17 protein-coding genes are annotated in these 26064 nt (G+C 51.6%); 7 read left to right on the forward strand and 10 right to left on the reverse strand.

Features of this window, described 5'->3' with window-relative positions:
• The 5 genes from SH449x_RS16870 to SH449x_RS16890 are packed head-to-tail and all read right to left on the reverse strand — an operon-like array spanning position 1 to position 14528.
• Positions 1-3090 (reverse strand): efflux RND transporter permease subunit, encoded by a 3090-nt coding sequence (locus SH449x_RS16870; RefSeq protein WP_482377246.1) that lies wholly within the window; start codon positions 3088-3090, stop codon positions 1-3.
• Between the two features lie 9 nt (positions 3091-3099).
• On the reverse strand, positions 3100-5721 hold the full coding sequence (locus tag SH449x_RS16875; protein WP_482377247.1) for an efflux RND transporter periplasmic adaptor subunit: 2622 nt from the start codon (positions 5719-5721) through the stop codon (positions 3100-3102).
• The gene (locus SH449x_RS16880) at positions 5718-6734 is read right to left on the reverse strand and encodes a zinc-dependent alcohol dehydrogenase family protein (RefSeq protein WP_482377248.1); all 1017 of its coding nucleotides are present in this window, start codon (positions 6732-6734) and stop codon (positions 5718-5720) included. Before SH449x_RS16880 ends, SH449x_RS16875 begins: the two co-directional genes overlap by 4 nt.
• A gap of 27 nt (positions 6735-6761) precedes the next feature.
• Positions 6762-8126 (reverse strand): aminotransferase class I/II-fold pyridoxal phosphate-dependent enzyme, encoded by a 1365-nt coding sequence (locus SH449x_RS16885; protein WP_482377249.1) that lies wholly within the window; start codon positions 8124-8126, stop codon positions 6762-6764.
• 60 nt (positions 8127-8186) lie between these two features.
• The gene (locus SH449x_RS16890; RefSeq protein ID WP_482377250.1) at positions 8187-14528 is read right to left on the reverse strand and encodes an SDR family NAD(P)-dependent oxidoreductase; all 6342 of its coding nucleotides are present in this window, start codon (positions 14526-14528) and stop codon (positions 8187-8189) included.
• Between the two features lie 436 nt (positions 14529-14964).
• Here SH449x_RS16890 and SH449x_RS16895 point away from each other — a divergent pair, with 436 nt between their 5' ends.
• The 3 genes from SH449x_RS16895 (at position 14965) to SH449x_RS16905 (ending at position 17312) form a co-directional block, all read left to right on the forward strand.
• On the forward strand, positions 14965-15474 hold the full coding sequence (locus tag SH449x_RS16895; RefSeq protein ID WP_482377251.1) for a DUF6960 family protein: 510 nt from the start codon (positions 14965-14967) through the stop codon (positions 15472-15474).
• A gap of 66 nt (positions 15475-15540) precedes the next feature.
• Positions 15541-16137, forward strand: a complete 597-nt coding sequence (locus tag SH449x_RS16900; RefSeq protein WP_482377252.1) for a hypothetical protein — start codon at positions 15541-15543, stop codon at positions 16135-16137.
• A gap of 65 nt (positions 16138-16202) precedes the next feature.
• The gene (locus SH449x_RS16905) at positions 16203-17312 is read left to right on the forward strand and encodes a hypothetical protein (protein WP_482377253.1); all 1110 of its coding nucleotides are present in this window, start codon (positions 16203-16205) and stop codon (positions 17310-17312) included.
• 32 nt (positions 17313-17344) lie between these two features.
• On the opposite strand, the gene SH449x_RS16910 is transcribed toward SH449x_RS16905, so the two are convergent.
• Complete coding sequence (locus SH449x_RS16910; protein ID WP_482377254.1) at positions 17345-17734, reverse strand: hypothetical protein; 390 nt, start codon at positions 17732-17734, stop codon at positions 17345-17347.
• Between the two features lie 348 nt (positions 17735-18082).
• On the opposite strand from SH449x_RS16910, the gene SH449x_RS16915 reads away from it, so the two are divergent.
• Positions 18083-18808, forward strand: a complete 726-nt coding sequence (locus tag SH449x_RS16915) for an SDR family oxidoreductase (RefSeq protein ID WP_482377255.1) — start codon at positions 18083-18085, stop codon at positions 18806-18808.
• Between the two features lie 18 nt (positions 18809-18826).
• Here the strand turns inward: SH449x_RS16915 and SH449x_RS16920 are convergent, their stop codons facing one another.
• The 4 genes from SH449x_RS16920 to SH449x_RS16935 form a co-directional block, all read right to left on the reverse strand.
• A complete protein-coding gene (locus tag SH449x_RS16920) occupies positions 18827-19756 on the reverse strand; it encodes a dihydrodipicolinate synthase family protein (RefSeq protein ID WP_482377256.1) in 930 nt (309 codons plus the stop codon).
• Between the two features lie 9 nt (positions 19757-19765).
• Positions 19766-21049, reverse strand: a complete 1284-nt coding sequence (locus SH449x_RS16925; protein ID WP_482377257.1) for an MFS transporter — start codon at positions 21047-21049, stop codon at positions 19766-19768.
• A gap of 3 nt (positions 21050-21052) precedes the next feature.
• A complete protein-coding gene (locus SH449x_RS16930) occupies positions 21053-22231 on the reverse strand; it encodes a hypothetical protein (protein WP_482377258.1) in 1179 nt (392 codons plus the stop codon).
• Positions 22232-22525: 294 nt separating this feature from the next.
• Positions 22526-22684 carry a hypothetical protein gene (locus SH449x_RS16935; protein WP_482377259.1) on the reverse strand — a complete coding sequence of 53 codons (159 nt, stop codon included), beginning with the start codon at positions 22682-22684 and terminating at the stop codon, positions 22526-22528.
• On the opposite strand from SH449x_RS16935, the gene SH449x_RS16940 reads away from it, so the two are divergent.
• The 3 genes from SH449x_RS16940 (at position 22684) to SH449x_RS16950 (ending at position 25909) form a co-directional block, all read left to right on the forward strand.
• Positions 22684-22887, forward strand: a complete 204-nt coding sequence (locus SH449x_RS16940) for a hypothetical protein (RefSeq protein ID WP_482377260.1) — start codon at positions 22684-22686, stop codon at positions 22885-22887. The genes SH449x_RS16935 and SH449x_RS16940 overlap by 1 nt on opposite strands.
• A 218-nt stretch (positions 22888-23105) precedes the next feature.
• Complete coding sequence (locus tag SH449x_RS16945) at positions 23106-24068, forward strand: SgcJ/EcaC family oxidoreductase (RefSeq protein WP_482377261.1); 963 nt, start codon at positions 23106-23108, stop codon at positions 24066-24068.
• A gap of 8 nt (positions 24069-24076) precedes the next feature.
• A complete protein-coding gene (locus tag SH449x_RS16950; RefSeq protein ID WP_482377262.1) occupies positions 24077-25909 on the forward strand; it encodes a mu-protocadherin- cell-suface protein in 1833 nt (610 codons plus the stop codon).
• The last annotated feature ends 155 nt before the right edge of the window (positions 25910-26064 follow it).

Here is a 26064-nt window from a genome sequence, read left to right on the forward strand (position 1 = left end):
TTATGGTAGGGGTGAAAACTTTCCGAATGTTCGACTTAAGGTAACGTAACCACAAGGTAGGAAGAACAATGCTAAGAATGTCGAGCCGACCACTCCGGCAGCAACGCATACTGCTGTAGGCGGCCAGAAATCCCCGCCACTAAGATAAAGCGGGAGGAAACCAGCGACCGTGGTTACGCTGGTGACGACCACGTGGCGAGAGTTCTCGAACATCACTTGGATCATCGCCGCGATCTCTCCTGCACATGCTTTTGCATCGCGTCGAATCGCGGAAATTATAAGTATGGAGTCATTGACTACTACCCCCATCATTCCCACGATTCCAAGTATAGCCATGAAGCCAAAAGGGATTTTCAAAGCCGTCAAAGCAAGCAAGCTAAATCCAACGCTGAGCAAACTAAGAATGCCGACTAAACTTGCTAGCCTAAAAGAATTCAAACTTAACACCAACGTTGCCACCAAGGCTGTTGCGAGAATCGATCCATATACCACTAGGTTCCCTAAGGCTTGTTGCTGTTCCCCTGCTGCACCGAGGTACTTTAGGGAGTAACCTTCTGGTAATTGGAATTCCGATTCTTGAAGCTGACGCTTGAATTGATTGAGAACGGTTGATGGTAATTCACCTGCCGGGATAAAGGCATAAATCTCGTTACTGCGTTGCTTGTTGATTCGCGTAATCGCACTTGCGTCCAGTGACAACGAGACTTGCGATATCGTATCCAAAGTGGTTCGTTTTCCGTTAGCCCGCTCAGAATGGGCCGAGCCCTCGACCTCCATCGAAAGAATTTCATTCAGATTTCCGCGATTCGAAGCGGTGTAGCGAACACGGACTGGAATTTCTTCCGTTCCCTCTAGAATGGTTCCACCTATATCTCCGTCTAGCGAACTATTAAGCTTGGCTGCGACCGAGGTTAGGTTCTGACCTGCTAATCGAGCTGTCACGGGATCGATCGATACGATTCCCTTTGCCGAGACCTCGTCGATTTCAGAGCGAGTATGCGTTACACCGGGAGTTTGGCTCAATACGTAACGTAACTCAGAACCGATCTCACGGAGTCTCTCCACATCAGGACCACTCAATCGTAGTTCAATGGGAGCGGAGAACGGCGGGCCCTGTTCGAGCTGTCTCACGGCACAATGGGCGGCAGGAAATTTCCTGTTCACATCGTTTTGCAATCGCAGCATGGCCGCGCGCGCTTCTTTCGCCGAATGGCAAATCACCATCGCTTGACCATAATTCGGCTGACTCGAACGCACAGTGATCGCGTTATAGTAAAAGGTGGGTGCGCTAGTTCCGAGAAACCAATGGACCTCCTTGATGTCGGGATCGGACAGGGCCAGCGTTCGAATGTCTTCTGCGACCCGCTGGGTTTCGCTCAAACTGGAGTTCACGGGGAGCTCTAGCTCAACATGAAATTGGTCGCGCTCGGCGGGAGGAAAGAACTGATCCTTTAAAGTGAAAAAGCCTCCAAAACCAAGGCATGCAATACTGGCGGTGATTGTTGCTCCCCCCAGTGGGAATCTCAATAGGAGGGAGAGGATCCCTTTGTAGATCTTCTCAGACAGCCTGAACGGATTGGTAATTCGATTGTGCGAACGGCCTTGAGGACGTATCCATAGTTGCGAAACCGCCGGGATGATGGTTAGCGATAAAAATAGGGAACATGCAACTGAAATGATGGCAACCACAGCAATCGAGCCGACAAACTCTCCCGTTGCACCCGGCATCAATGCGATCGGTGCGAACGAAAAGACCGTTGTCAAGGTCGCACCCAACAGCGAAATAAATATAAACCGCGGTGTCTCTCTTACTGCGGTCTGAATCGCGATTCCTTTCGATACGCGGTGTTCAATGTGATCAACAACCACAATAGCGTTATCGACTAATAGTCCCATCGATAAGACCAGTCCACTCAGGGACATTTGGTGCAAGGGAATTCCCAAGAGTAACATCACAGGAAGGATCATGAGACAGGTCAGCGGCAGGATTAAACCGATTAACAATCCGCTACGAAGATCGATCCAAAGAATGGTACACAAAAACACGGAAACTAAACCTAGCACGAAATTGGTCTGGAGCTCATTCAGTCTTGCTTGCACATATGGGTTTTGATCAAAAATGATTTCGAGAGCAATTCCCTCTGGCAACTCCGCTTCAAAGGCTTGCAACTCCTTCCGCACGCGATCCCGCCAAATATCAATGCGAAAGTCATCTTCGAGCTGTGCACCGACCACGATAGCAGGCTTGCCACCCACAAACGCTAAAGCGGATGCCGGGTCAGGAATCATTCTTTCTATATTGGCAACGTCCCTTAATTCAACCGTTCCCCCCCATTCATCCTGCAAGACGGGAATCATGCCTAATCTGGTCTTGGAGTCGAGGCTGCCCGAGACTTCGAGCGACAAATTGTTCCGTAGGCCCAAGACGCGACCAGCAGGAATTTTTGTGTCGTGGGTATTGATACGTTCGGAAATATGCTCTGCGTCAATACCAAGACGTTTGAGCTGGTCTCCCTCCACATGTACCAAGAACTCTTCTTGTGGATCGCCATAGAGATCTGTTTTTTCCGTTCCCTCGATCCGGTCAATGCGATCTTGTAATCGCTTTGCTAATCGTCTTAGCGCAGAGTAGCTAGGTGCATCCTCTTGTTCCCAAGTCAATGAAGCTAACAATGCGTTTGCTTTGGCATCGATCTCCTTCAATCGAGGTCGTCCCACCGAGGGTGGCATATTGACATGGGCTGCGTTGAGTCGTTCGCGAATCACTCCCCAGGCAATGGCAACCCGATCCTTCTTGAGTCGCTCGTCCAGTTCAATGATAGAAATGCAAATTCCATTGCGACTAACGGTTGTGATTTCGTGAATCTCGGCGATATCGCTCAGCTCTTGCTCGATTTTCTTGGCTACGAGTGTTTCGACTCGCTCCGGGGCTGCACCAGGAAACGGAGTTGTGACCATGGCGAAGCGAGCCGTTAAAACGGGATCTTCCATTCTTGGCAGAGCTTGGAACGAAGTAATCCCGGCTACCATAATGATGACGGTGGCCATGATTACCAACCGAGGTTTTTCGATAAACCATCTTGCAATCATCGCTGCACCCTATCGCTTCTGTGTTAGGACTGGGGATTGCTGATTCGACTGGTAGCCCAGGATCGACTCACTCGTGCCAGGGGAATCGGTTGCGTAGACGATTTGACCCGGTGTTAATCGCTGAACTCCTGTCGATACAATTTTGTCGCCTGCTTTCAAGGTTCCCTTGACGTAGACTCGATCCGAATCAACCTGCAACACCTCGAGCTCTCGCTTCCTGAGGATGAATCCTTCGTCGTCTTGGTCTGGTCCGACTCTCTCTAAAGCATACGCTCCCCATAAGCCTTGATCACCCTTGACCAGTGCGGTTTGAGGAAGCCAGAATCCTCGATCTCGTACCTCGCGATAGACCTCCAGGGAGATTGTTTGACCAAATAGTTCGGGTCCATGATCGGTATCCAATTCGAAAATGATGGTTCGAGTTCGGCTCGTTCGCTCCAGCTCGGGAAGTATCGACTTCAGCGTCCCTATGTAGATCTTGTCCTGAACAGAAAACTGATGACTACCGGTTTGCTGAAGCTGTTCCATGTATTCAGGCGACACTCCAATCCAAGCCTCGGGCTTTTGGGATTCTACTAACCGAATGACGGGGGTGCCTGGTGAGCTGATGGCGCCTTTCTCTAGGAAGCGATCCTGTATCACACCGCGAAAGGGAGCAATGATCAGACTTTCGCTGAGCTGAACCTTCAATTCCTGCTCAGCGGCTTGGAGTTCGTTCAAGACCGCTTTCTGTGCAGCGATTTGTTCGGAACGCGTACCCTCCTGCAATTCGCTAAGCGTGTTTCGGGCAACCTGCTGCATCTCCTCCTTTGCCTTTAGATTGGTAATAGCATTCTCTAGCTCTTGCGTTGAGGCACCCCCGATTTTCACCAGTCGACTGATGCGCTGAGCTGTACTATTCGCCAACTCCCATTCGGCGGTAGCCGAGTTGACCTGATTGCTCGCCGACTGAAGTGTCTGTTTTCTGGGGCCAGCGATCATCTCCTGCAATCGCGCTGCTGCGGCTTCTTTCTTTGCCTGGAGAGTTAACAAACTCGCTTCGAGCATTTCCGTATTTAGCATGGCTATAACAGCTCCTTGCTCGACGCTTTGCCCTCGATCTACTAGGATTTCCGATACGATTCCGATTCGATTGAAACCCATCTCGCTTGCGCGTTGCGGTCTCACTGTCCCTGCAAATTTACGAGGTAATTGGGTGGTTTTTAGCTCCTGAATTTCAACGAATTGCACATAGGTCTTGGACGCAGAGGCAAGCTTTAGAGCCGGTTTCGAACGTAACGCCGAATCGATGTTGACGTGGAACAGGTTGCCTCCCAAATCGTTCAACTGGGCTCGAAACAAATATAGACCTGAACCGATCGACATCAGAAGTGCGGCAGCCACGAGCGATCGCCGACCAAAGCGACTCCAAGTTCGATTGGATGGTTCGTCCCACAATTCGTACTCCACCTCTGTGGAATCGGGCTTGGGAGCAGTTTCGCTGTTCGTACGGCTGGGTAGTACATTCGACTCCTGGATCTGCGAATGCATAACCTTGAACACCTGCTGCGGCGTCGCTACTTTTCTGAAAATAGCGATGCCCAATTCATTTTTCGTTCGTTCGAGAAAGCCTTGGTTTGTCAAATAGGTTAGCGATCCATAGAATTCCGGTAACCGCCTTCGTCGTTCGCTGGCACTCATCCCGCCACCGTGAAATTTTTCCATGCAATCAATGGCTGTCGTGGAACGAGATACGATCTTTTTCAATCTATCGATGGATGCCAACATGCTAACTTGAAGTTGCTTGAGGCGATTGTTTAAACCTCGAAAGGGTCGATTGTGGCCCGCTAGGCAGAGCAATTGGTTCGTTGCTAAACGACTAAGAAATTGGCAGCTTCTTAGCCATTCGTCGACGACATCGGCATCTGGCTCGGAATAGGGTACTGTCAAATTCGTAGAAATGGTCGGGAGTACTTGATCGCCCAGAATCACCAAGTCATCTGACCACAATGTGAGATGTTCAGCCGCGTGCCCATTGCCGACGTGAATTGTCCATTTTCGTTTTCCAATCGTCAGAGTTTGGCCTTCCGAAAGAGGGGTGAAACTGCTGGGCAATGGATCGACCAAGCTCGAGTAACGGTTGGATGATTGCCGTTTAAATGCCTCGAGTTCTATGTCTCGCATGCCGGCCATTCGCATAAAACGGACTTCGTCTTCGCTAGGCAGGGCATTGGTTGTCGCGATCAACAAACTAGCCTGCAACCAGCAGGTGCGAGACATCCATAAATCGACCCCTTGACGGGCAAGCCAACCTGCATGCCCAATATGATCGGGATGGTAATGTGTCACGATAACTCTGTTGAGCTTGAACGGGCTCAACGCTTTTGATTCTAATGCTCGGCGCAAGCAAGCCGTGCTCACCTTAGAATTCGTACCAGTATCGACGAGCGTTAGATTATTGCCATCTTGTATCGCATAGACATTAACATATTCGAGGCTGGATTCGACAGGTAACGGTATCCACCAAAGTCCATCACAGACCTGTATGGGGCTGCCATCGATTGAAGCCGGTGGTTCGAATGCGAACTGGATACCGGTTTCTACATCTTCGATTTTCCGACCTTCATCTTGTTTGAATTCGCGTTGGTTCATGATGATTGTCTCGTTGTTTCGATTACATGATCGTTGGTGGGCGTGACGATAACCTTGCCAGTACGACCTTCTTGTTCTGCACGTCGAATCGCGTTGGAAATGTTTTCGATGGAGAATAAGGAATCGACAGCCCCATGCAGTACGCCCTTTTCGAGATAGCCCACCAGCGTCGTTAGTTGTTCGTGTCGTTCCGCAGCCGAAATTTTATTGAGCACCTTCGATAGCCAAAAACCTTGAAGCTTTATCCCGCGAAAGATGATATCGCTCGAGTCTAATTGGCAGGGTGTCATGGAGAGCATGCCGTAGTTGATGATGCTTCCGCCATCCTGCAAACATTGCGTGAGCCGATTCGTCGAAGGCCCAGCAACCGCATCAAATGCTAATTTCGGCATTGATTTTCCGAGCGTCTTTCGTATCTGTTCCGCCGTGTTTTCGTCATCTAATATCGCAATATCACCACCCAAACGCGTGACTGCGTCGATTTGCTCTGATCGCCGAACGAGATTCACTGTTTTCACGTCCATTGCTTTGGAAAGCTGGATGATATAGCGACCGACTGCCGAAAGCGGTGCGTTTTGAATAACACAGGAACCTGGCTTCAGAGATTCGAACTTGGTCAAAAGATGCAATGCCGTCAATCCCGAGACCTTTAACATGCAAAGCTGGTGAGGATCCAGCGTTGAGGGAGCCTTTACCACCAAGGTGGCCGGAACATTCCGATGAGTGCACCAATTGTTATTGGCCAACAGAATAACGCGATCTCCCACACTTACTGAGCTGACTGATTTGCCGATATGAGTCACGGTGCCTACCCCTTCCATACCAACGGTGCACGGAGGTTTGTTCAAGATGCCGTAACGGCCTTGAATCATGGCTAGATCGGCTGGGTTGATCGGGAATGCGTCTACTGCCACCGAAACCTCCCAGGCTGACGGCGGAGCTAGTTCTTTGAGTTCAACACACTTGGCCACAATAGAAGGTGGACCGTATCGATCGTGAACGATTTGTTTCATGATCCTATCTCTCTATCCTTGGATGGTTTAGAAAAGACCCTTTGATTTCGGAGCGCGTTTTAGCTCCTCGGTAATCGTCGTGATCGTAAAGTCCATTTGTTCGTGCGTATGGTTTGTGTTGATGAAGAATCGCAATCGCGTTTTATCGCGAGGTACGATCGGAAACATCATGGGATAGCTGCATATGCCTGCATCCCACAGACGCATAGATAACCAGAGTGCAACCTCCGAGTCTTTCATCATGATAGGGACCACACCGGAATCTTTACTGTTGTAGGTGTCGAGCCCGTTTGATTTGGCCTTTGCAATAAAGTAGGCAGCGTTTTCCTGCAGTCGACGGGCTCTCTCCGGTTCCTTTCGCATGATACGGAGGGCTTCCAAGGCAGCAGCCGAGTTAGCTGGGGTCGGTGAGGCACCATAAAGTAGAACACCAGGAGCATACTGCTTAAGAATGGCGATCAACGGCTTGGGCCCCGCAACATAACCGCCACAAGTTCCAAACGCTTTACTTAGAGATCCGTAATGGATGTCGATATCGCGACCGTCCAAACCAAAGTAGTCAACCGCTCCTAAACCGTTCGGCCCAATGACTCCCATCGAGTGGGCTTCGTCGAGCATGAGGAGAGCTTTGTACTTTTTCTTGATTTCAATGATGCGCGGAATATCAGGAATATCGCCATCCATGCTGTAGACTCCCTCAACCAAGATGAACACGCGCTCAAATTTGTTGCGATGTGTTTCCAGCAACTTAGCCAGTGCATCGTAATCGTTGTGAGGAAAGCTAAAGCGTCGCGCACCGGTCATTTTGCAGCCGGTCAGGGCCGAGTTATGAATTAGTTCATCGTAAAGGATGAGATCTTGGTTTCGGCACAAGTAGCCAATCGTAAATGCATTGGTACTGTAACCACCCACGGAGAGAACAGCATCCTCGGCCCCGAGGACCTCACAAATCTCACGCTCGAATTCCGAGTGCAAGCTGATTTCACCGGTAATCGAACGACCTGAGCCGGTCCCCACTCCATAGGTTTCCACAGCTTCGATGGCTGATTTCTTTACCTGTTCATCAGCACCAAGAGCGAGATAGTTGTAGGTCGAAAAATTGATAAAATCCTTTCCGTGGATGTTCACAGTCGCATCTGACGAACCAAGATGTGGTTGAAAAAGGTTCTTCGGATACTTCTGCGAATCACAATACCAGATCATCGTGGCATATTCTTTATACTCTGGGAAGAGTTCGAATTGATGCCATGCGGCTTGAACTGACTCGGGAACAAATTTGCTACCGGTGTCTGTTGTTGTCAGATCGTTACCAGTAACTGGGGTGGTCCTGGTGGCTTTGTTACTCGTAAGCAGGCTTTCGCGGAGCTTTTCGATACTTGATTTGATATTCATATGGAACTCTTAAGTGTTTCGGGAATCGAATTGGCTATGGTTATTGCGGGGGCAGCGTGTTTAGCTGACGGCCACCGCTTTGCTAATCTGAAGTGATGCGAGCGAACTTCTGGCCAAGCTCATGACAGTGGAATCGCCAAGCAATTCGAGAACAGCGACTTTCAATCCCAGCGTCTGTTCGAGAGTCATTTGAATTTCAGTCGCCATCAAGGAATCAACTCCGAGTTCGTTCAGCGGACGGGCTCGATTGATTTGAGATGCATCTGCTTTAAGCACGCCCGCCAGCACTTCTGTGATCAGTGCGATAAGTACCTCGAGTTGTTCGTCCTCTTGTAGTTGGCTTAACTCCTCGATGAGTTTATTCTTTGCTTCGGAATCGTTGCCGACTTCGTCGCCTGCGATAAGAGTTTGATAGCGAGGTGAATTGCCGGCCCTTACCTCGAATCGTCCCCAGTCAGCCCAGGACTTCATGATGAGAACTCCAATTTGCGTTACGTCCCTCACCATGGCGAGCCGTAAGTAGTCGAGCGCCTCCCAGGAATCCATTCCGCTCAGTCCTACATAACGCAGGAAGTTCTCGAGTTTCTCGTCGCGTGCTACGATTCCTACGTCTCCGATCGCTCCCCAGTTAATACTGGTCGCAGGGAGATTCATTCGGCGACGCAGGAACGCGAGCCCATTGAGAAACCCGTTGGCGGCACTGTAGATGGACTGTCGACTGTTGCCGACCAAGTTGGCTGCGGACGAATACAAGATGAAGTGATCGAGGCTGAGATTCTGGGTTTCTTCGTGGAGAACCCATGCCGCCTCAGCCTTGTTCTGCATGACGCTCGATAAGGATACGAGATCGATTTCTGCAATCGGTTGATCGATGATCTCGGCTGCAGAGTGAATAATACCTTTTAGCGGTGGTAATTCTCGATCGATACGACCAAATAGGTCTCTGATCGCCGAACGGTCTGACGCATCACATGCGACAGCCAGTACCTTCGTTCCTTTTGCCTCGAGTTCCTCGACAAACTTTCGCTTCTCGGGAGTATTCGCACCTGACCTACCCGTCAGGACGAGCGATGTGCAACCGTGTTCCGCTAACCAACGTGCCGTTTGTTGCCCAAAGCCCCCGAGTCCCCCCGTAATGAGATACGTACCGCCAGGAGCAATCGCGAACTGATCGCTCATTATCACCGGCAGTTCCATGTCCCTCTTATCAAAGGACAGTAGCAAGGTCCCCAGGCCATCGTTGAACGCGAAGCGTTGCCATGCCAAGTCGTACAGAGAAACCTCAAAGAAGGTCGAGCGGGTTTCTTTGGAATGTTGGATCGTCTCTACAGACCTGATCAATGCCTTCTTGAGCCGTGATGGTTGACAGGTCAAATTCTCTAATGATGTTCTGATAAAGGCTGCGATGTGTTGCGGCATTGGCAGCGAATAGGGCGTCTCTTGTAGATCCACGACACAGCCCCCTCGAGCAACATGACTCCAGCCAAACTGAGAGTTCCATTTCGCGGCATGCGTAACCAAGATGGCGAATCCATGGCCTCCGGTAAGTTCCGTTTTTAATCGATCCAGTTCCAAGACGTCCCTTGAACAGGTGCGGCGATTGGTTCCAGTATAGGACTCGACTGTATTCGCATCATCAGTAATGAGCACTACGTTGGCCCCGAGCGACTCAAGTGATTCTGCAAATCGGAGTCCCAAGCTATCCGCTTCGACTGCTGCCCATTGGCCAGATTCGACATGAATAGACTCCATCGCCATGTTCAATTTGGCAGTTTCGACGAGTGGTGCAAGGAGCTGCGATGCATCGACGTTCGCAGAGATTTCGATCGCGTGCAAATCCTTAGCCTCGACGGTTAGGTGACTGGCCGTTTCAGCTCGAACAAGGCCACAAACTCGCTGTCCAGGTGTAAAACTGTTTTGGTCTGGTCCACATTCGGTCACAACTCCAACGAATTCCATCCATGGTCTCGTGACGATATCCTCTGGAGATTCCTTGAGGAATACAAATGGAACGGCGGCCTTTTCGATCATGACCCGTACTTGTTGCGGTCCGAGCGTCTCAAGGTCTTGGGCCAGGATCTTCACGGTTCCAACATCGCTTTCGCTTGTGGACGGACGTACCAAGATGGCGGTTTGTTCATCGTAAAAACCCAATCTCGATCTATCTTTGGTCAGATCGTCCGTCAGAGCTAGTTCACTAACAAATCGTTGGCCATCGCGGATCGTCACTTCATCCGCTGCTGCATCGCACATCAATTCTTGGATAAAGGCATCAAAGGATGCTGGGTCGATTGTTGCGGGCAGGTCGATGGTACTGACTTTGCCAACCTCCATTTCGTTGTAAGCCACTCGTGCGAAACCGTTGAACGTCGATTGGGCTGGATTGACATCTTGATCATCGTCGGAGATTTGAAACGCAGCTTGCGTTGCGATATAGACACGCGGATTGTCACTTCGCTTAGCGAGAATGTAGGATTGCAGGCAGGATACGATTCGCCGTAATTGCCACTGTCCTGTCGGATCGTCCGATTGTGCCCAAGCGTCGAGGCTATTGGTAAACAGAATTCCATCGAGTTCCTCGCATCGCGAGAAAACCTCCAACCAATGATCGTTCGATTCGGGATTGACGGTCACTTCGCGACCATCAATCTCTAGCGTTTCGCCTGGCAGAATGTGAGCTGCTACGATGGCACCGAAATTCTCCAGTTGTTGGCATACGAGCCCGCTCAGTTCGTTTTGATCGCCGATAACGAACCAGTTCCCTAATCGTTTCGGCTCGGATAGATTCTCCCCGGCTTGCCAGTTGTACTTGAGGATCTGCAATTTGACGGGATCCCCCCATTTATCGGTACGCTGTTTCTTAGAGGCGGCATTGGCTCGCAATCGTTTGATACTTGCCACCAGGTTGCCATCGACATCGTATAGATCTAGATCGCAGTCGACGAAGCGAGTGTTGATCTCGATAATCTTACCGTGGCAATAAACTGACTCTGGCATGTGACTTGCAAACAGTCGAACCTCATCAATCGATGTGGGTAGATAAGTTGCTGACTGGGTGTCGATCATTGCCATCAACGTTTGGAAGCAACCGTCAAGAACACTGGGATGCATTCGGTATTTTTTGGAAAGCCATTCGGGAGTGCTGGGGAGTGCAAGCATCGCCAGAGTTTGCGTACGATCTTCAGAAACGAATAATTCTTTGACCGTTTGAAAGGCCGGACCATACTGGAGCCCGATGCTCGTTAGTTGTTGGTAGAACTTGGGAGTTGAGATGGCTTTGGTGGTGAACGCTCGAATCTGTGCGAGATCCACAGTCGGTGTGGATTGCGTTTCGAGTTTCGAAATCAGAGCGGAGGCGTGTGTATTGCCTGTTCCCAGTTTCCCGTTGTCGAGACTTCGCGAAGTTGCTAGCCCAGTGGTCGGTTCGTAAGTGGTGGTAAAGTCGATTCCTCGGTCATCCTTTAAGATGAGCGGTGCAAAGATTTCGAAGTTGCGAAGCGTGAGTCCGTTTGCTTCGGGATGGATAATAGCCGCCAATTCCATGAACGATTCGACGTAGCCGGCCGCAGGAAGAATCGGCAGCCCCATAACCTTGTGATCGCGTAGAAAGTTCATGATCTCATGATCAAAGTCGTTGCGATAGGCAAACGTGGCGGGAGCTTCTTGAGTCCCGAGGATTGGATGGACGATCGGATTCATGCGATCCACGGCCGCTCGATCATTTTCGAGCCAGAGGAATTCTCGTTGCCAGGGATAGTTTGGTAACTTAACAAGCTTGCCACGTGACGCGATTCGGTCCCAACGCAGAGAGCCCCCCATAGCGTAACAGTCCATGACGGCTCGTGTGATCGAGGCCATTTCGGTGTTCTTGCGCCGTAGTGTATAAATCTGACGGCAATCCTTACCTGATTGATTCGTGCATTCCTTGATCGATGTCGCCAGTACCGGATGAGGTCCTACCTCTAGAAAGATACAGTACCCATCGTTGAGAAGGCTCTGCATGGCTCGTACAAATTCGACCGGCTGGCGAATATTCTTGGGCCAGTAGTCTGCACCAAAATCGATATCGTCGACCCGCATGCCCGTCACGGTCGAGTAGAGTGGAGTATGCGGAATTCGTGGAGTGACCGATTCCAACGCATCTTGCAGAGGTTGCATCAGCGGATCCATGGCCGGGCCATGGTAAGGGATCTCGACCTCCAGCATTTTGTTGAAGAGGCCAGCGCTGGTAAGTTCCATGGCTACCTGTCGGATCGAATCGGTTTCCCCCGCCAGAGTTAGATTGTTTTCACCGTTTACTGCAGCGATTGAGATGGTACCGTTGTAGCGATCGACAATCTCGTTCGCCTTTTGCAGATTCACACCGATGGCAAGCATGCTTCCCGCACCACGTGCCTTGGCTTGTTGTTGGCTTCGGTGGAAACAAACAGTCATAGCATCATGCAGTGATAGTGCTCCGGAGATGTAAGCAGAGGATAATTCACCAACCGAATGTCCGACGCATGCTGCAGGTTCTACCCCCCGTGCTTTGAGCATGGCGGCGATACCGATTTGGATCAAGAAATTCGCAGGCTGTGCAAACTCCGTTTTGGTGATGTTCGAATCGGACTCCCCTTTTAGCATTTCTGCCAGGACCGAGAATCCCGAGATCGTCTTAAAGACGGCATCAGCCTCCTCTACTGCATTTTTGTAAACCTCATCGTGAGAGTAGAGTTCCTGTCCCATTCCCCACCATTGTGGTCCCATGCCGGTAAAGACAAATACGACTTTATCGCTGCTACTATAGGGTGCTTCGCCAGTGATGACCGTGTCACAAGCCTCTGCGTTAGCGAACGACCGCAAGCTATTCTTGATAGATTCGGTATCCGAACCCGCTACAATCGCACGCTGACCCAAGTGAGCACGTCGTCTTGTGATACTATAGATTAGATCATCAACGTTGCAGCCTGAATCCAGCAGATCCAGGTAGCTGCGAGCGAGATCGCGCGTCGCCTCGGGGCTCTTTGCAGAAATCGGCATCAGCTTCGGACCGTGGGTAACGGAAGAAGTATGGGATAGGTTCACTTGTGCGGGATTCTCAATCGAAGGCTGATATTGCTCCAGAATGGCATGAGCGTTGGAGCCGCCGTAGCCGAACGAGTTCACCGCAACGCGAGCCGGTCCATAGTTTGTGTCGAGTGGATAGCTGTCGTCCGATAATTTGATCCCCAGATCGATGAACGGAATGTTGGGGTTCGGGGTTTGCAGATTAGCAAGTGGTGTGGTTTTGCCGTGATGTAAGGTTAACGCGGCCTTGATAATGCCTGCGACTCCAGCACCAGCCTCCATATGTCCAATGTTGCTTTTAATGGAACCAATGATGACAGGGTTGTCGCTGGTTCTGCCGTGTCCGTAGGTTTCGCCAATGGCTTTGGCTTCGGTCGGATCACCGATAGCGGTACCTGTACCATGGCATTCCACGTATTGAATCGAAGCGGGATCGATTTGATACTTCTCGCATACGTTGAGAATCAGTTCTCTCTGGGATTCGCCATTCGGCATCGAGATTCCAGGAGTATGACCATCTTGATTGGTCCCCGTCGCCAAAACGGTCGCCCAAATATCATCTCCGTCTTCGATGGCTTTATCGAGCGGTTTGATAAGGACGACACCGGCTCCTTCAGCTCGACCATATCCATCACCACGAGCATCAAAGGATTTACACTCCCCATCCCGCGCCAGGAATTGTCCTTTGCACATCCCCATGGGGTACTCAGGTCGCATCATACAATTGACACCACCAACGACAGCCAGTTCGCAGCGATGGGCCCAAACGTCTTGGCAGGCGAAGTGAAATGCCACTAGGGAGGATGAACATGCTGTATCGATCGAGAGACTTGGACCACGAAAGTCATAGGCGTGAGAGACTCGGTTAGAGAGCATCGTCATCATCATGCCCGCTGCGCTGTACTGATTAATCTGCGAGCGGTTCGCAAAGGCCATTTGAGTGATCATGTGGTCGAGCATGAAGCCCCCCACGTAAACACCGACGTTCTTCTTTGCGAAATCGGGAATTTTAAATCCTGCATTCTCAAAGGCTTCCCAGGTCACCTCGAGCATGAGTCTTTGCTGTGGGTCCATGTTCTCGGCATCGCGAGGTGAAATCCCGAAGAACGCCGCATCGAATTCTCTCGGATCGTTCTTCAGAAAACCGCCTCGGCGGACATATGCTTTACCCCGAGAAGCTTCGTTCGTGGAATAATAGCGGTCAGCATCCCATCTCTCCGGTGGGATCTCACGTATAGCGCTATACTTGGAACAGAGACCTTGCCAAAGTTGGTCGATATTGGTCAACTCGCCTGGAAATCGACATGCCATTCCGACAATGGCCAATGCATTGCGTTGCGAATTCGAGCTAATCATCGTTTTCATCATCCTGGACAGGTGTTTTGATTCTGTTGGATCACGGTTGATCGAACTAAATCGGTTTTGAGCAACAGAGAGTAAGTTGCGGTTCGTTTAGTCAGAGAGAAATCTGCATGTACTTTCAGCGAGAGCTTCCCCTAACCAGAGATGCGATGGTTCGGGAGGTGAAAGGGACCGGCTGATCGTTTGATCAGCCGAAAAAAACGAATCGAATGTTGGACACCACCGCAGAATCCAAAATGGCCGGGCAACTGTCAAAGGTGGAACTCAAGATCTTTGCTCCAAGGGCAACCACGGTGGAAAGCAGCCACGATACTGTTTTTGCGTGAAAACCTACTGTATTCAAACCTTGGAACAGTCCTCCCGTGCTTGATTACACTGACTGCTGCTGAGACAATTACAGGAATTGAACTCTCACCTAAGAAGCTTTAGTATGAAAATGACAGAAGGTATTTCATGGCCGGAGCTACCCGATTGCGGGGTCTATTTGGCTTGGCCTCAGGAAGGAACCGATTGGATTCACCCTGATGACGTGGCCGTGGCGGAGGAACTTATCCCAAGCAATCGGATTTTCAGACGAATCTCCTTTGATGGCACGTATTATATGTTGCAGTACGGGGATCGCGCGTTGCGAGTCAAGCCTACCATGTGGTCGCGCGTGCAAGATGAAGGAATTTGGATAGGCGATCAGGTTGAGATCAAAGGAGACTTCCTGACCAACGAGCCGTCTATCGCGTCAGTAGTGGATTCCAGGTTTGACACCGGTACTGGATTAATCGCCTACACGTTGATCCAACGGGACATGATTTTAGATAAGCATTACCACGCTGAGGAACTAGTATGCTTGACCAAGCATCCCGTGAAATTACTCGCGCGTGAAGAGATTAGGTTAGAAGCGGAAAAATCATCGGTCGGTCAGGATCTGCCTCGACTGCAGGAATAGATCGAAGCCCTGCGTTAATACGTTATTGAGGGTAGCAAGTTGATTTCAAACAGGAGCTGATCATAAATGAGAGTCGATTTACTGAGACGGTTCCATGTTGGCTTACCTTTCGCGGTGGTTTTGCTCCTGGCTGGATGTGAATCCGATTCCACAATCGATTCCGTCATGAACTCAAGCAGTGATCAAACAGGTGCCAAGAGTGATAGTCAATGGCAGTCCTCCGACGCGAAAACAGAGGCAGGAATCACAGGCTCGCCAGCCGTAGGCGTTTCAGGTGCGACAGCTGGCGGAGCCGGCATGCAGTCGATGGCAGGCATCCAGTCAGTAACCGGAAACCAGAGTGACATGGCTATCCGAGTTGATCAACCCCGGGTGACTCGTGACAACTTTTCCGTGCGGGTTTCGATTGCAGCGCGAGAACGATTGCTAGAGCAGACTGATCGGCTTGAGAAATCGTTCGTTTTGGTTGGGAGGGTCACGCCTACGGTGGATGATTGGCAGCATATCGAGTTCGTCGACTTCTACGATCAAGATCGACAATTTCAATTCCGCACCAACGGCATCAAGATTTTGGTACCGCGCGAGCTAGTCAATCGGCTTCATAATGCTACGATCGACTGGGACGCTTCCAGCAAGAACTTTTTCGTGAAATTGGCGAACTGACGCTGGTTCTCAGGCTCGAAAAGGCTCGCCCGGTCGGATCACGAACACATACAAACCGTTAATCCATGGAAAACCATCCAACTTACCCCTCAGCCAGATACCCTAATCGGCGGAATTGGTACCTCACGATTTTGATTGTAGGGTCATCAGTACTGGCCGTGGGAGGAGTGCTTCGGGCCCTGTTTTATCCACCAGTCCACGCACGTTGGTTAGTTGCACTGGCAGCCAACGAGTTAGCTGCAGAACGGGTCGATTCGGCGGTTTCCTGGCTCGACAAAGCTTATGGTACCTCTGCGAATATAGCCAGCGATCGAGACTACTGGCGTTTGCGGTTTGAAATTCTGTCCGGTCAAAAGAACATACCTCCCGATGAGCTTGAGCAATTCGTCGATCGAGCGATCGAATCCATCAATCGAGATGCAGATCCTTTTTATAAGATAGAGGTGGCTGCTGGCTTGAGCAGGCTGCTTTTTAACGAAAAGCACTTTACACAAGCGGTGAAGGTACTTGAGAAAGTCTTCCCCCCTTTTGAGCAACGAACACCTTTGCAAAATAATGAGATCGCCTACACCCGTTCGATTGCAAAGCAGGGCCTCAATCTGGCGCTTAAAGAAATAAACCGTGCTCTTGAGGATCGCAAGCTAAGCGGCTATTCCCAGCTCTTCGACACCAAAGCCTGGATCCTGTACAAGATGGGGGACCACGAAAAAGCACTCAAGTTTGCCGATGCCGCCGTTAAGGAATGGTACAAAGAGCTATCCAAGCAGAACCCCAAGGTCGCAGCCTTACTGCTTCCTGACGACAAGTTTTCTCTCAAAAAGAAGGAATCTGCGTCAGCAGAAAAGCCTGAGGGAGAAGATGACGTTCCAGAAGAAATCACCCAGGCCGAGCCAGACAGCTCTTCGTTTAGTTGGAAAGATATTCTTTCCATGTTCACGAATCGCGACTCGTCCGATCAGGCAAGCACAGAAACAGACGAGCCGAAGCCTGTTGCCCCGAACTTGCTGGGGAATAGGAATATTGGACAGGAACGTGGTAGTACTTTGCACACTACAGCCGTGCTACGCTATCATCGCGCGTGCATCCTGGATGAGCTCGGACGAACCGAGGAAGCGTTCAAGGATTACTATTGGCTCGATCTGTATGGTTTCAACGAAACCGAGAACTTGTACTAGGGGAGAGTCATACGCTGAACAATGCTCCTGCTTCACCGCATTCCGCTCGAAGCCGTGCTCACAGGGGTTGGGCGACTTTCCGCCCGCTTAGGGTTATAGACTGTTCCCGTTCTTTTGTCGTACCTATAGTAGCCACCGAACGGAGTGGGCTGTAATCGCTGCTGGGTCAACCCTGAACTATAGAGGTCGATGAGATTGGCGTCGGGTTGCTTGCCAATATTGGTCGCATAGTTTGTGACGAGATCGTTAAGCTTTTCAAGATTTGCATCATCTTTGGCGTATTGGTACCCCTGCCATTGCAGGGTAATCAACCATCCAAACACAACAACCGTTGCCCCCAATGATACAACGGGAGGAATCCGCCCCCTTTTGGAGAACAGTGTTCTGAACCAGCTTGAGGAGACTGAGTAGCTGAGCGACATGATGCGGTGCGACCGAGGAGGAGAAGACGACAAATGGAGACTAGCTCAAATGCGTTCCACTAAGAAATACTTTGTGTGAAGCTCTTCACCTTTGATGAAGGGACTGGACCGATTGTTCCGTTCGTATCAAAGATTGCGAGTCGACTGATAGTTCATGTTATCCTCCCCCGGGAATTAGCATCTCTAACGCGGGGGGCGGATCGGCTGACCTGCCATGCGACGTGGAAGTTACGACGTGGTGGATCTTGTTAATGATCCTCCCGCCGTGGCCTGCCCTGCGACGCGGAATTTGCTATGCTTGTGCTCTCAAAATTAATACAACCGTGTTCCCCTGACTCCCAGCTTCTTATGTCACTAGAAAACCAAATTGTTGTCGTCACCGGCGGTGCTACCGGAATCGGACTCGCCATGGCCCAACTGTTCGCCAAGCGGGGAGCAACCGTGATCATCGGAGCCCGTCGGCAGTCCAAAATCGATGAAGCCATAGGGCAAAGCGAAGGCAAAATCCACGGCAAAACGGTCGACGTGGCGAATCGAGATGATGTGAACGCATTCATGGCCTGGGTCGTGGCCACTCACGGACCGGTCGATGTCTTGATCAACGCTGCCGGCGTAAATATCAAAGACCGAACCATGGCGGCGATGCAACCGCAGCAATGGGACGATGTCATGCAAATCAATGCCACAGGTGCTTACAACTGCATTCACGCCGTTCTTCCCGGTATGAAAGCTCGAAAGTCCGGGTTCATAGTCAATATTTCCAGCGTCACCGGAAAGCGAGCCATCGCCCTCGGTGGTGTCGCCTATGCCGCGAGCAAGTTCGCGATGACAGCCCTCGGTACGTGTGTCGCCAACGAGGTCGGAGGCGAAGGCATTCGGGTAACGAATGTTTACCCGGGCGAGGTTGACACCCCGATCCTTGAACAGAGACCCGTGCCGGTCAGCGAAGAGCACAGACAAAGCATACTCAGACCCGAAGATATCGCACACATCGTTGTATCTCTCGTCGACACACCTGCCCGGGTGCACGTGCCAGAGATCGTCATCAAGCCAGTGCATCAATCCTATTTCTAACAGCTTTCTAACAGCGAATTAGATTTTAATCCAATCAAAGAAACCCAACGTCTCGAGAGCCTGTCTAAGATGCTTAATCTGATTATCTGACATTACAACGTTGGGCAAGCGGGGCTGGCCAACCTCGACCCCCAAAAAGCCCATGACCGCTTTTGCCGCTGCCATGTAGCCACTGCCTGCTAGCAATTCGATCAATTGGACCGATCGAAATTGTTCTAGTCGAGCGGTTGCCATATCCCCTCGCTCAAAGGCATCAAGGAGCCGATGGTAGATCGGAGCAGCAAAATTGTAGCTACTGCCTACTCCGCCAACGGCTCCGCAAGCCAAGGCAGCCAGCAACGCCTCATCAATGCCCCAGGGAATATCGAAACGGCCCCCCTCTACCTGCAAGCACCTTTGATAGGCCATTAAGTCAGGATTCGTGAACTTGATCCCAGCTAAATTGGGAATTCGTTCTGGTGCCCGCTCCAGAAACTCAGGCATGGAAAAGGAAACACCCGTCAGTACCGGTATATCGTAAAAGTAAAAAGGGAGGCTAGGTGCCGCCCCCGCGATTTCCGCCGCACATTCGATCAGTGCATCCAACGACTTCGGCTTGAAGTAGCTCGGAGCAAGTGCCGAGATGGCGGCTGCTCCGACATCTTGCGCATGAGTTGCCATGGTACGAGCGTCAGCTAAGCAATTTGTGCCAACATGGACAATCAAACGCTGATCGGTCGAACGAACTACCTCACTCCAACGTTTTACTAACGCCAACCGCTCCTCGAGCGTGAGTGAGTGACTTTCTCCAGTACTCCCTCCTACAAAAACCGAATTAACCCCGTTTCGTAGGAGGTGTTCTGCCTGCTTCTCAATCACCGCCAGATTCAGCCGACCATCCGATGAAAAGGGGGTATGCGTTGCGGCTACGAGCCCCGTAAGCTTGCTACGTAACGATTGATTGTTCAAGAATGACTCCTAGTTCGATGCTGCATTACTAGACAATTCTGGACGAGGCCGAATCAATAAAACGAGGAAAACAGAAATGATCGCAAGGGTTGCGAAGCCACTGAAGATAATGTGTAGCGGCACATCATTGTCTCGCAATACACCGAACCCCCAATCCGCAAGCCCCCCTGCGCTTATGCTAACGAAGTTCATCATTCCATAGCCAGATGCTCGGAATTGCGGACGTACAATTTGGGAGAGGATAGGCATGTTGTTGCAATCAAAGAATCCCCATCCCAAACCAAACACAATCAAGCAACCGATCGAAGCCAGTAAAGTTCCTGCAAAACCAACACCGAATATCGAGACCACAATCAGCCCCATGCCGATCGCACTGACGTAGATGCGTCCACGAAGGTTAGTTCTCATCCATCGATCCGCTAACCACCCACCAATCATGACTCCGATGATCGCGGCTACTTGCCAGTACAAAGTCGCGGCGACTCCCGCTTGCCCCTGACCGATATTGTACTGTTTCCTCAAAATCGATGGCATCCAATCTCGTACAACCCAGCCCGCCATGGCAGGCAAGGTAAAATAGAGCACCAGCAAAAGGAACGATGGATTAGTTATCAGCCCCTTGAACACGCTCCATGGCGATCGAGATTCATTCATTTGCGGAGTTTGGCTTCCCATCGACATCGATACAGACTTAGGTGCATCTCGCAGTAGAAGAACTAGCGGAATTGCATAGAGCATGCCGATACCACCACAGACCGAAAATGCAAATCGCCATCCGTAGTCGGGGTTGGCGGCCACATAGCCCCCAAAGCCTCCTACGATAACTCCCAGATAGATCGCCAGTTGATGGAGACCGACCGCTCGAGACCGAGTCGATCCCTGATGGTAATCGGTAATCAAGGCCAATGCTGCGGGAATGTAAAACGCCTCGCTAACTCCCATCAACGATCGAGCCCAAAGCAGTTCAGTGTAGGTTGTCACCTGACCAGTCCACCAAGTCACAGCGGACCAAACAAACAAGCTGCCGCAAATGGTAAATCGACGGCTGTATCGATCCGCAATGTAGCCACCTACTAAACTGAATACAGCATAAACCCATTTGAATTGTCCCAACATAAAGCCCCACATGGCTTCCTTGTTTTCGGATTCTCCGAGACTGGGGATGGATTCCATGACCGACGCTTGCATCGAGGCTAACATTTGACGGTCGAGGTAATTCAGCAATGCGACGGGCATCAGCAAAACAACCAATAGCCAAGCCATTCGTGAGAGAGGTTTTTCCGAATTCTGCATCCATTATTCCTTGGTGGTTTCTGTCGTCATAAGCCAAACGCTCGGTGAACGAATACCGGGCTGTTTCTCACCGCTCGGGATCACCCAGCCATGCGTTCCATGTTCGCCGTGGCGCCAGTTTACACAAGGCACGGTGACCCGTGGTGCAGGCAAGGTTCCCAGCGTTTGCCAAGTCGACTTATTTGTGTCAAAATGAAGAATTTGCGAAGAAAACCCATGGTGGATGGCAGCCGGTACGCCTACTTGCGTCCCATCGTCTCCACCAAGTAGATAGATACCTGACTCATCTGCGGGTGCAGGTGAGGGTGCTGCTGTGACAGGACCGGGGAGATCTGGTAGTTGTTTCCAACCAATCCCGGGGCGATAGCAGAACGCATCGCTCAGATAGACTCGTTCGATCATGTCATCCATTGTTTGCTCAAGATCGACTCCCCCCACTAACCAAAATGCACCGTCCAAGCTAGCCGCGACCGATAACATCCTGCCACGACCAGGTAAAGGTTCAATCGCCTGCCATTGCGGACGATCCGATGCCAAATCCAGGCACCAAACGTCAGATAGAGTCGTGCGAGAGTCAGGGCGTTCCTGACCGCCTGCCACGTAGATCGTGTCACCCACTAGAGCGCCGCAAGCATTGGCAATCGTGACAGGTAGAGAGGGGAGTGTTTCAAAAGAGATTCGTAGTTCGCTTGAGGAGTCTGCAATCCATTTCAATCTAAAGGTGTCTGCATAATGCCGATCCGCATCACTTCCCCCGATGCATATAACACACTCGGCATGGGAGATACTGACTCCATAGCCGAGCGGACGAGGTAAGTGACCTACGGTCTCCCAAGCCCCACTGGGATTACGAAGCGCGAAGATTTGGTCATACCAGATTTTTGTTCCTCCTTCCCATGGTTTTTTATCCGGAAAGTTCGCACCACCTGCGACCAAGAGCACATCATGACTTGCACCAGCGAACACTCCGGCAAAGCCTTCAAGGTCGGGAATCGGTGACAGTTCGCGCCAATCGACAAGTGGCTTACCGGTTATTGGGGCTCCGGAGGCAGCCAGCTGAGCATTGCAACTCGAGATTGAGAAATCGCTCACATTGATCGAGCATGACATTAGGCACAGGAAAGCATTGCGGAAAAGTCTTTTAGAAAGCCACATCGCGCTAGATAGGAGTCTTTTGGTCATGAGCCATCCTGTTTGAATGTGCCAAAATTACGACAACGGGTTCAATTAAACGGTAGTAGAGATTGAGACAATATGGTATCGTGAAACCCGGTACCATTTTACCGATTGTCGTTCTGAATTGGTTTGGTAGAGCTTCGTTAAGTCGAGAGGAAAGCACGGACAGAAATCGCTCTGTCTGCAATGTAACCGATCGAGCAAGGCAGGAGTAAAACGAAGCGACTTTCGGATTTGAGAAGGCGAATAGGTATTCACCACCCGATTCAACTTCCTCCAACCCATCTAAACCGCCGTCTCCTAGCCCTCCTCTTCCAATCCACCCAACAATGGCGCATCCGCTTGGTCTCCAACCACCACACTCGGAAACTTTGCCTCGACCGCTAGCTCGGCGTTCGGTTTAGGCTTTACCGTCGCCCTGCAACATACCTTCAGTGCTTCTGGGATCCCGTCTCTCATTGTTGCTCCGTCCGCGCTGGTGGATCGCCCAGCACAACACCGAAGCTAGCAAGCACTTGCCGATGAACATCGAGTATCTACAAGTCCACGGCTCAGCCATCGTCACTGCCGTTGAGGAATGTCCAGAAATCGCCCCCGACGTCGGACGGACTTCCAATTCGTCGTGGGCCGCAATCCGTCGTGAGCCGAAATCAACGGGCTAGAAGTCCGTTGTGCAGAGAATGCTGGTAGACTTCCAACCACCGCTCGCAAAAGAATACGTAGTTTTGCTTGTTGATTTTGCACTTCGCTGAGACATAATGCGCCAACACCGTACGAAGTAGCACCGTACTCATATACAAGCGTCGAACGACGTCACGATTTGTTTCTATCCGGAATCGTTCAATCACCACAGAATTCTAATCAGCCGAGAACTAAATTCATGATCCGAACCCTTCTTACCATTGGAGTGTGGATGGCCCTCGCACACGGCCTTACTCTCCTGGGGCTCGCCCAACCGGGCAATCGCCCAGCCACGCCTAGCGGCCAAGACTCGATCCATCAGAGACTGTCGTCCTATATTCAAGCATTTAATCAGCAAGACGCCTCTGCAGTCGCGACGTTTTGGTCGACCAACTGCATCTCGATCGCTGAAGACTCGGGGCAACGGATCGAAGGTCGCAAGGCACTGCAGCAGCATTTCGCCGACTTTTTTAAACAGCTCCCAGGTGCTCGGCTTGCAGGAGAAATCTCAGATATCCAGTTTGTTCGGCCCGACGTCGCCGTGATTGAAGGGCGGACGACACTGCAGCTCGCGGACGCGGACCCATTGGAAACCGTTTTCGTGGCAACACTCGTCAAGGAAGGAAACGAATGGTTGATCACAAACTCACGGGAACGGGATGTGCTGCCTGTGAGCAGCCCACAGGATGCGCTAAAAGAATTGGAGTGGTTGATTGGGTCGTGGGAGGACCAATCGGAAAACGGGCGTGTGGTCACTACGATCCGCTGGTCACCAAATCGTGCCTTTCTGATCCGATCGTTCACAGCCTTTTTCGATGACACCGAGCAACAAGGAGCCCAGCAACAGGGAACGCAAGTGATCGGATGGGATCCACGCAATAAACAGATCCGTACCTGGATCTTTCACTCGGATGGAACGTTCGGACAAGGAACGATCTCGAGACACGACAATGCTGTTATGTTAAAGATGTCTCAAACTCTCAGCGACGGCCGAACAGCCACCGGGACCCAAGTTGTGACGCGCGTTGATGAGAATACGCTTACCGTCCAAGTGATTGGCGAGACGGTCGAGGGGGAACTGCTTCCGACCTCCGATCCAATTACTGTTGTTAGAATCTCGGATACCAGCGAATCGTCGACGGACAACGCTAAGAAAGAGTAAGTGAAACCATGAAATGCTTATCGATTTGCACGGCACTACTGATTCATGCTTTCTTCACGGCGGACCTCTGCTCGGCACAAGGACGCGGCGGCGGTAACCTTGCTGGTGGCGGCGCTCGCGGCGGTGGAGCGGCGCGTTCCGCAGCAGCCTCCGCCTCCCGCCCGGCCATCTCCCGCCCGAGCACCCCAAATCTTGGTTCCCGACCCAGCACGCCCAACCTAGGAACCAATCGTCCTACCATGAACAGGCCCAATGTCGGTCAGTCTCCAGCTCAGTTGCCTGCAAATCGGCCCGCAGCGTCACTCCCCAATCGCCCGAGCGGCGGGCTTACCCCAGGGAAAACGCCAATAACACCACCGAATATTGCTTCCCGGCCTAACGTGCCCTCTCTACCCTCAAGTCGTCCGGGAGTGGGCGAATCGATTGCCGGAGCACGCCCCGGTTCCCGCCCCAATACGAGCCTGCCCAGTCTTGGCGACCGACCAATTACCGGGAACATTCCTGGGTCCGGCCCTAGGCCAGATATAGGGAATCGGCCCGGAGTTTCGACTCTTCCAGGTACAGCAGACCGTCCAGGTTTATCCACTCGCCCCGGCATTGCAGATCGACCAGGTTTATCCACTCGACCGGGCATTGCAGATCGACCGGGCATTGCAGATCGACCGGGTTTAAGCACCCGCCCTGGACTTACCGACAATCGCCCCGGCGCAGGAGATCGGCCCAGTATCGGCAACCGACCGGGTATCAGCACCCTGCCGGGAGATATCGCCCGCCCGTCCCCCGGTGACTTGGGTGATTTCTTGGGGATGGATAGACCGCTTCGACCTGGAGCGGTTCCCGTTGCTCCGCTGCCGGGTCGCCCCTCTATCGGAGACCGACCCAGTCTAGGAGACCGACCTGGTTTGGGGGATCGCCCTGGCGTCGTCGAGCGGCCTAATCTCGGCGACCGCGATCGCTGGTCCAATAACACCGTCATCAACCAGCGTCCGCAGTGGGCGAACATTGATCGCTCCGTGAACGTGAACATCAACAACCGCTGGAATACGGCTTTCGTCAATCCGGCTGGGCGAGGCTGGTGGGCTCCCCCCGCTGCGCGGCTAGGCTTCTGGGCTGGATGGGCTGGCGGGGTGCGCAGTAGTTGGGGAGTTGCTCATCGGCGCAACATTTGGTTCTCACCCGTCTGGTGGAACCGACATCCATTTCCAGTCGGAGGCTGGCATTTTCATTTTTGGAGACATACCCTTCCGGCGCGCGTTTGGTGGATTGCGCCCACCTGGCCTCAGACCACAACCTGGTTTAATTGGACGGCGCCGGCCCACGTCTGGGCACAACCGGTCTTTTACGACTATGGCAGCCAAGGCAATGTTACCTTCCAGGACAACAGCGTTTACATCGGCGGTGAACGAGTGGCCACTGCGGACGCGTTTGCGATGAGCGCTATGAACCTTGCCACGGTCGAGCCTCCGAAAACGGAAGAGCAAGCGGCAACGACGGAATGGTTGCCCTTGGGTACGTTCGCGGTCTCCACCAACGAGAAAGATGTGGAACCGAGTCATGTAGTGCAGCTCGCTGTCAGCAGAGAAGGTATCATCAGTGGTACGCTCTTTAACATCGACACTGAACAGTGCCAGGCGATTCAGGGACAGGTTGACAAGGACACGCAGCGTGTAGCGTTCCGCATTGGTGAAAGCGAAATCGTCGTTGCCGAAACGGGCCTCTACAATCTGACTCAAGAAGAAGCTCCATTGCTGATGCACTTTGGCATGGAGCGCACGGAGCAATACCTGCTCGTCCGGTTGGAATACTCAGCGGATGACGAACAGGAAGCTGCTGGGAATTGAGCTTAGAATCCGATCTGCAACCGCGAACGCATGAACTAATCTTCATCGCCAGGTAAAAGTCCAAATCTGGCGCTGTTTGCGGGAACTCCATCAATTCTTGATACATCAACCGTGAGTTTTACATCCTGGTTTTATCCCAGCGTTTCCAATTGGTG

This window comes from Brakhagea baltica (assembly GCF_052161605.1).
Classification (GTDB): Bacteria; Planctomycetota; Planctomycetia; order Pirellulales; family Pirellulaceae; genus JBKCUI01.

Excerpts from the sequence above, each read along its gene's own strand:
- SH449x_RS16880 (WP_482377248.1), bottom strand. The coding sequence starts at position 6,734 with ATGAAACAAATCGTTCACGATCGATACGGTCCACCTTCTATTGTGGCC.
- SH449x_RS16890 (WP_482377250.1), bottom strand. The coding sequence starts at position 14,528 with ATGATTAGCTCGAATTCGCAACGCAATGCATTGGCCATTGTCGGAATG.
- SH449x_RS16910 (WP_482377254.1), bottom strand. The coding sequence starts at position 17,734 with ATGTCGCTCAGCTACTCAGTCTCCTCAAGCTGGTTCAGAACACTGTTC.
- SH449x_RS16900 (WP_482377252.1), top strand. The coding sequence starts at position 15,541 with ATGAGAGTCGATTTACTGAGACGGTTCCATGTTGGCTTACCTTTCGCG.
- SH449x_RS16870 (WP_482377246.1), bottom strand. The coding sequence starts at position 3,090 with ATGATTGCAAGATGGTTTATCGAAAAACCTCGGTTGGTAATCATGGCC.
- SH449x_RS16895 (WP_482377251.1), top strand. The coding sequence starts at position 14,965 with ATGAAAATGACAGAAGGTATTTCATGGCCGGAGCTACCCGATTGCGGG.
- SH449x_RS16950 (WP_482377262.1), top strand. The coding sequence starts at position 24,077 with ATGAAATGCTTATCGATTTGCACGGCACTACTGATTCATGCTTTCTTC.
- SH449x_RS16885 (WP_482377249.1), bottom strand. The coding sequence starts at position 8,126 with ATGAATATCAAATCAAGTATCGAAAAGCTCCGCGAAAGCCTGCTTACG.
- SH449x_RS16915 (WP_482377255.1), top strand. The coding sequence starts at position 18,083 with ATGTCACTAGAAAACCAAATTGTTGTCGTCACCGGCGGTGCTACCGGA.
- SH449x_RS16945 (WP_482377261.1), top strand. The coding sequence starts at position 23,106 with ATGATCCGAACCCTTCTTACCATTGGAGTGTGGATGGCCCTCGCACAC.
- SH449x_RS16930 (WP_482377258.1), bottom strand. The coding sequence starts at position 22,231 with ATGACCAAAAGACTCCTATCTAGCGCGATGTGGCTTTCTAAAAGACTT.
- SH449x_RS16905 (WP_482377253.1), top strand. The coding sequence starts at position 16,203 with ATGGAAAACCATCCAACTTACCCCTCAGCCAGATACCCTAATCGGCGG.
- SH449x_RS16925 (WP_482377257.1), bottom strand. The coding sequence starts at position 21,049 with ATGCAGAATTCGGAAAAACCTCTCTCACGAATGGCTTGGCTATTGGTT.
- SH449x_RS16875 (WP_482377247.1), bottom strand. The coding sequence starts at position 5,721 with ATGAACCAACGCGAATTCAAACAAGATGAAGGTCGGAAAATCGAAGAT.
- SH449x_RS16935 (WP_482377259.1), bottom strand. The coding sequence starts at position 22,684 with ATGAGAGACGGGATCCCAGAAGCACTGAAGGTATGTTGCAGGGCGACG.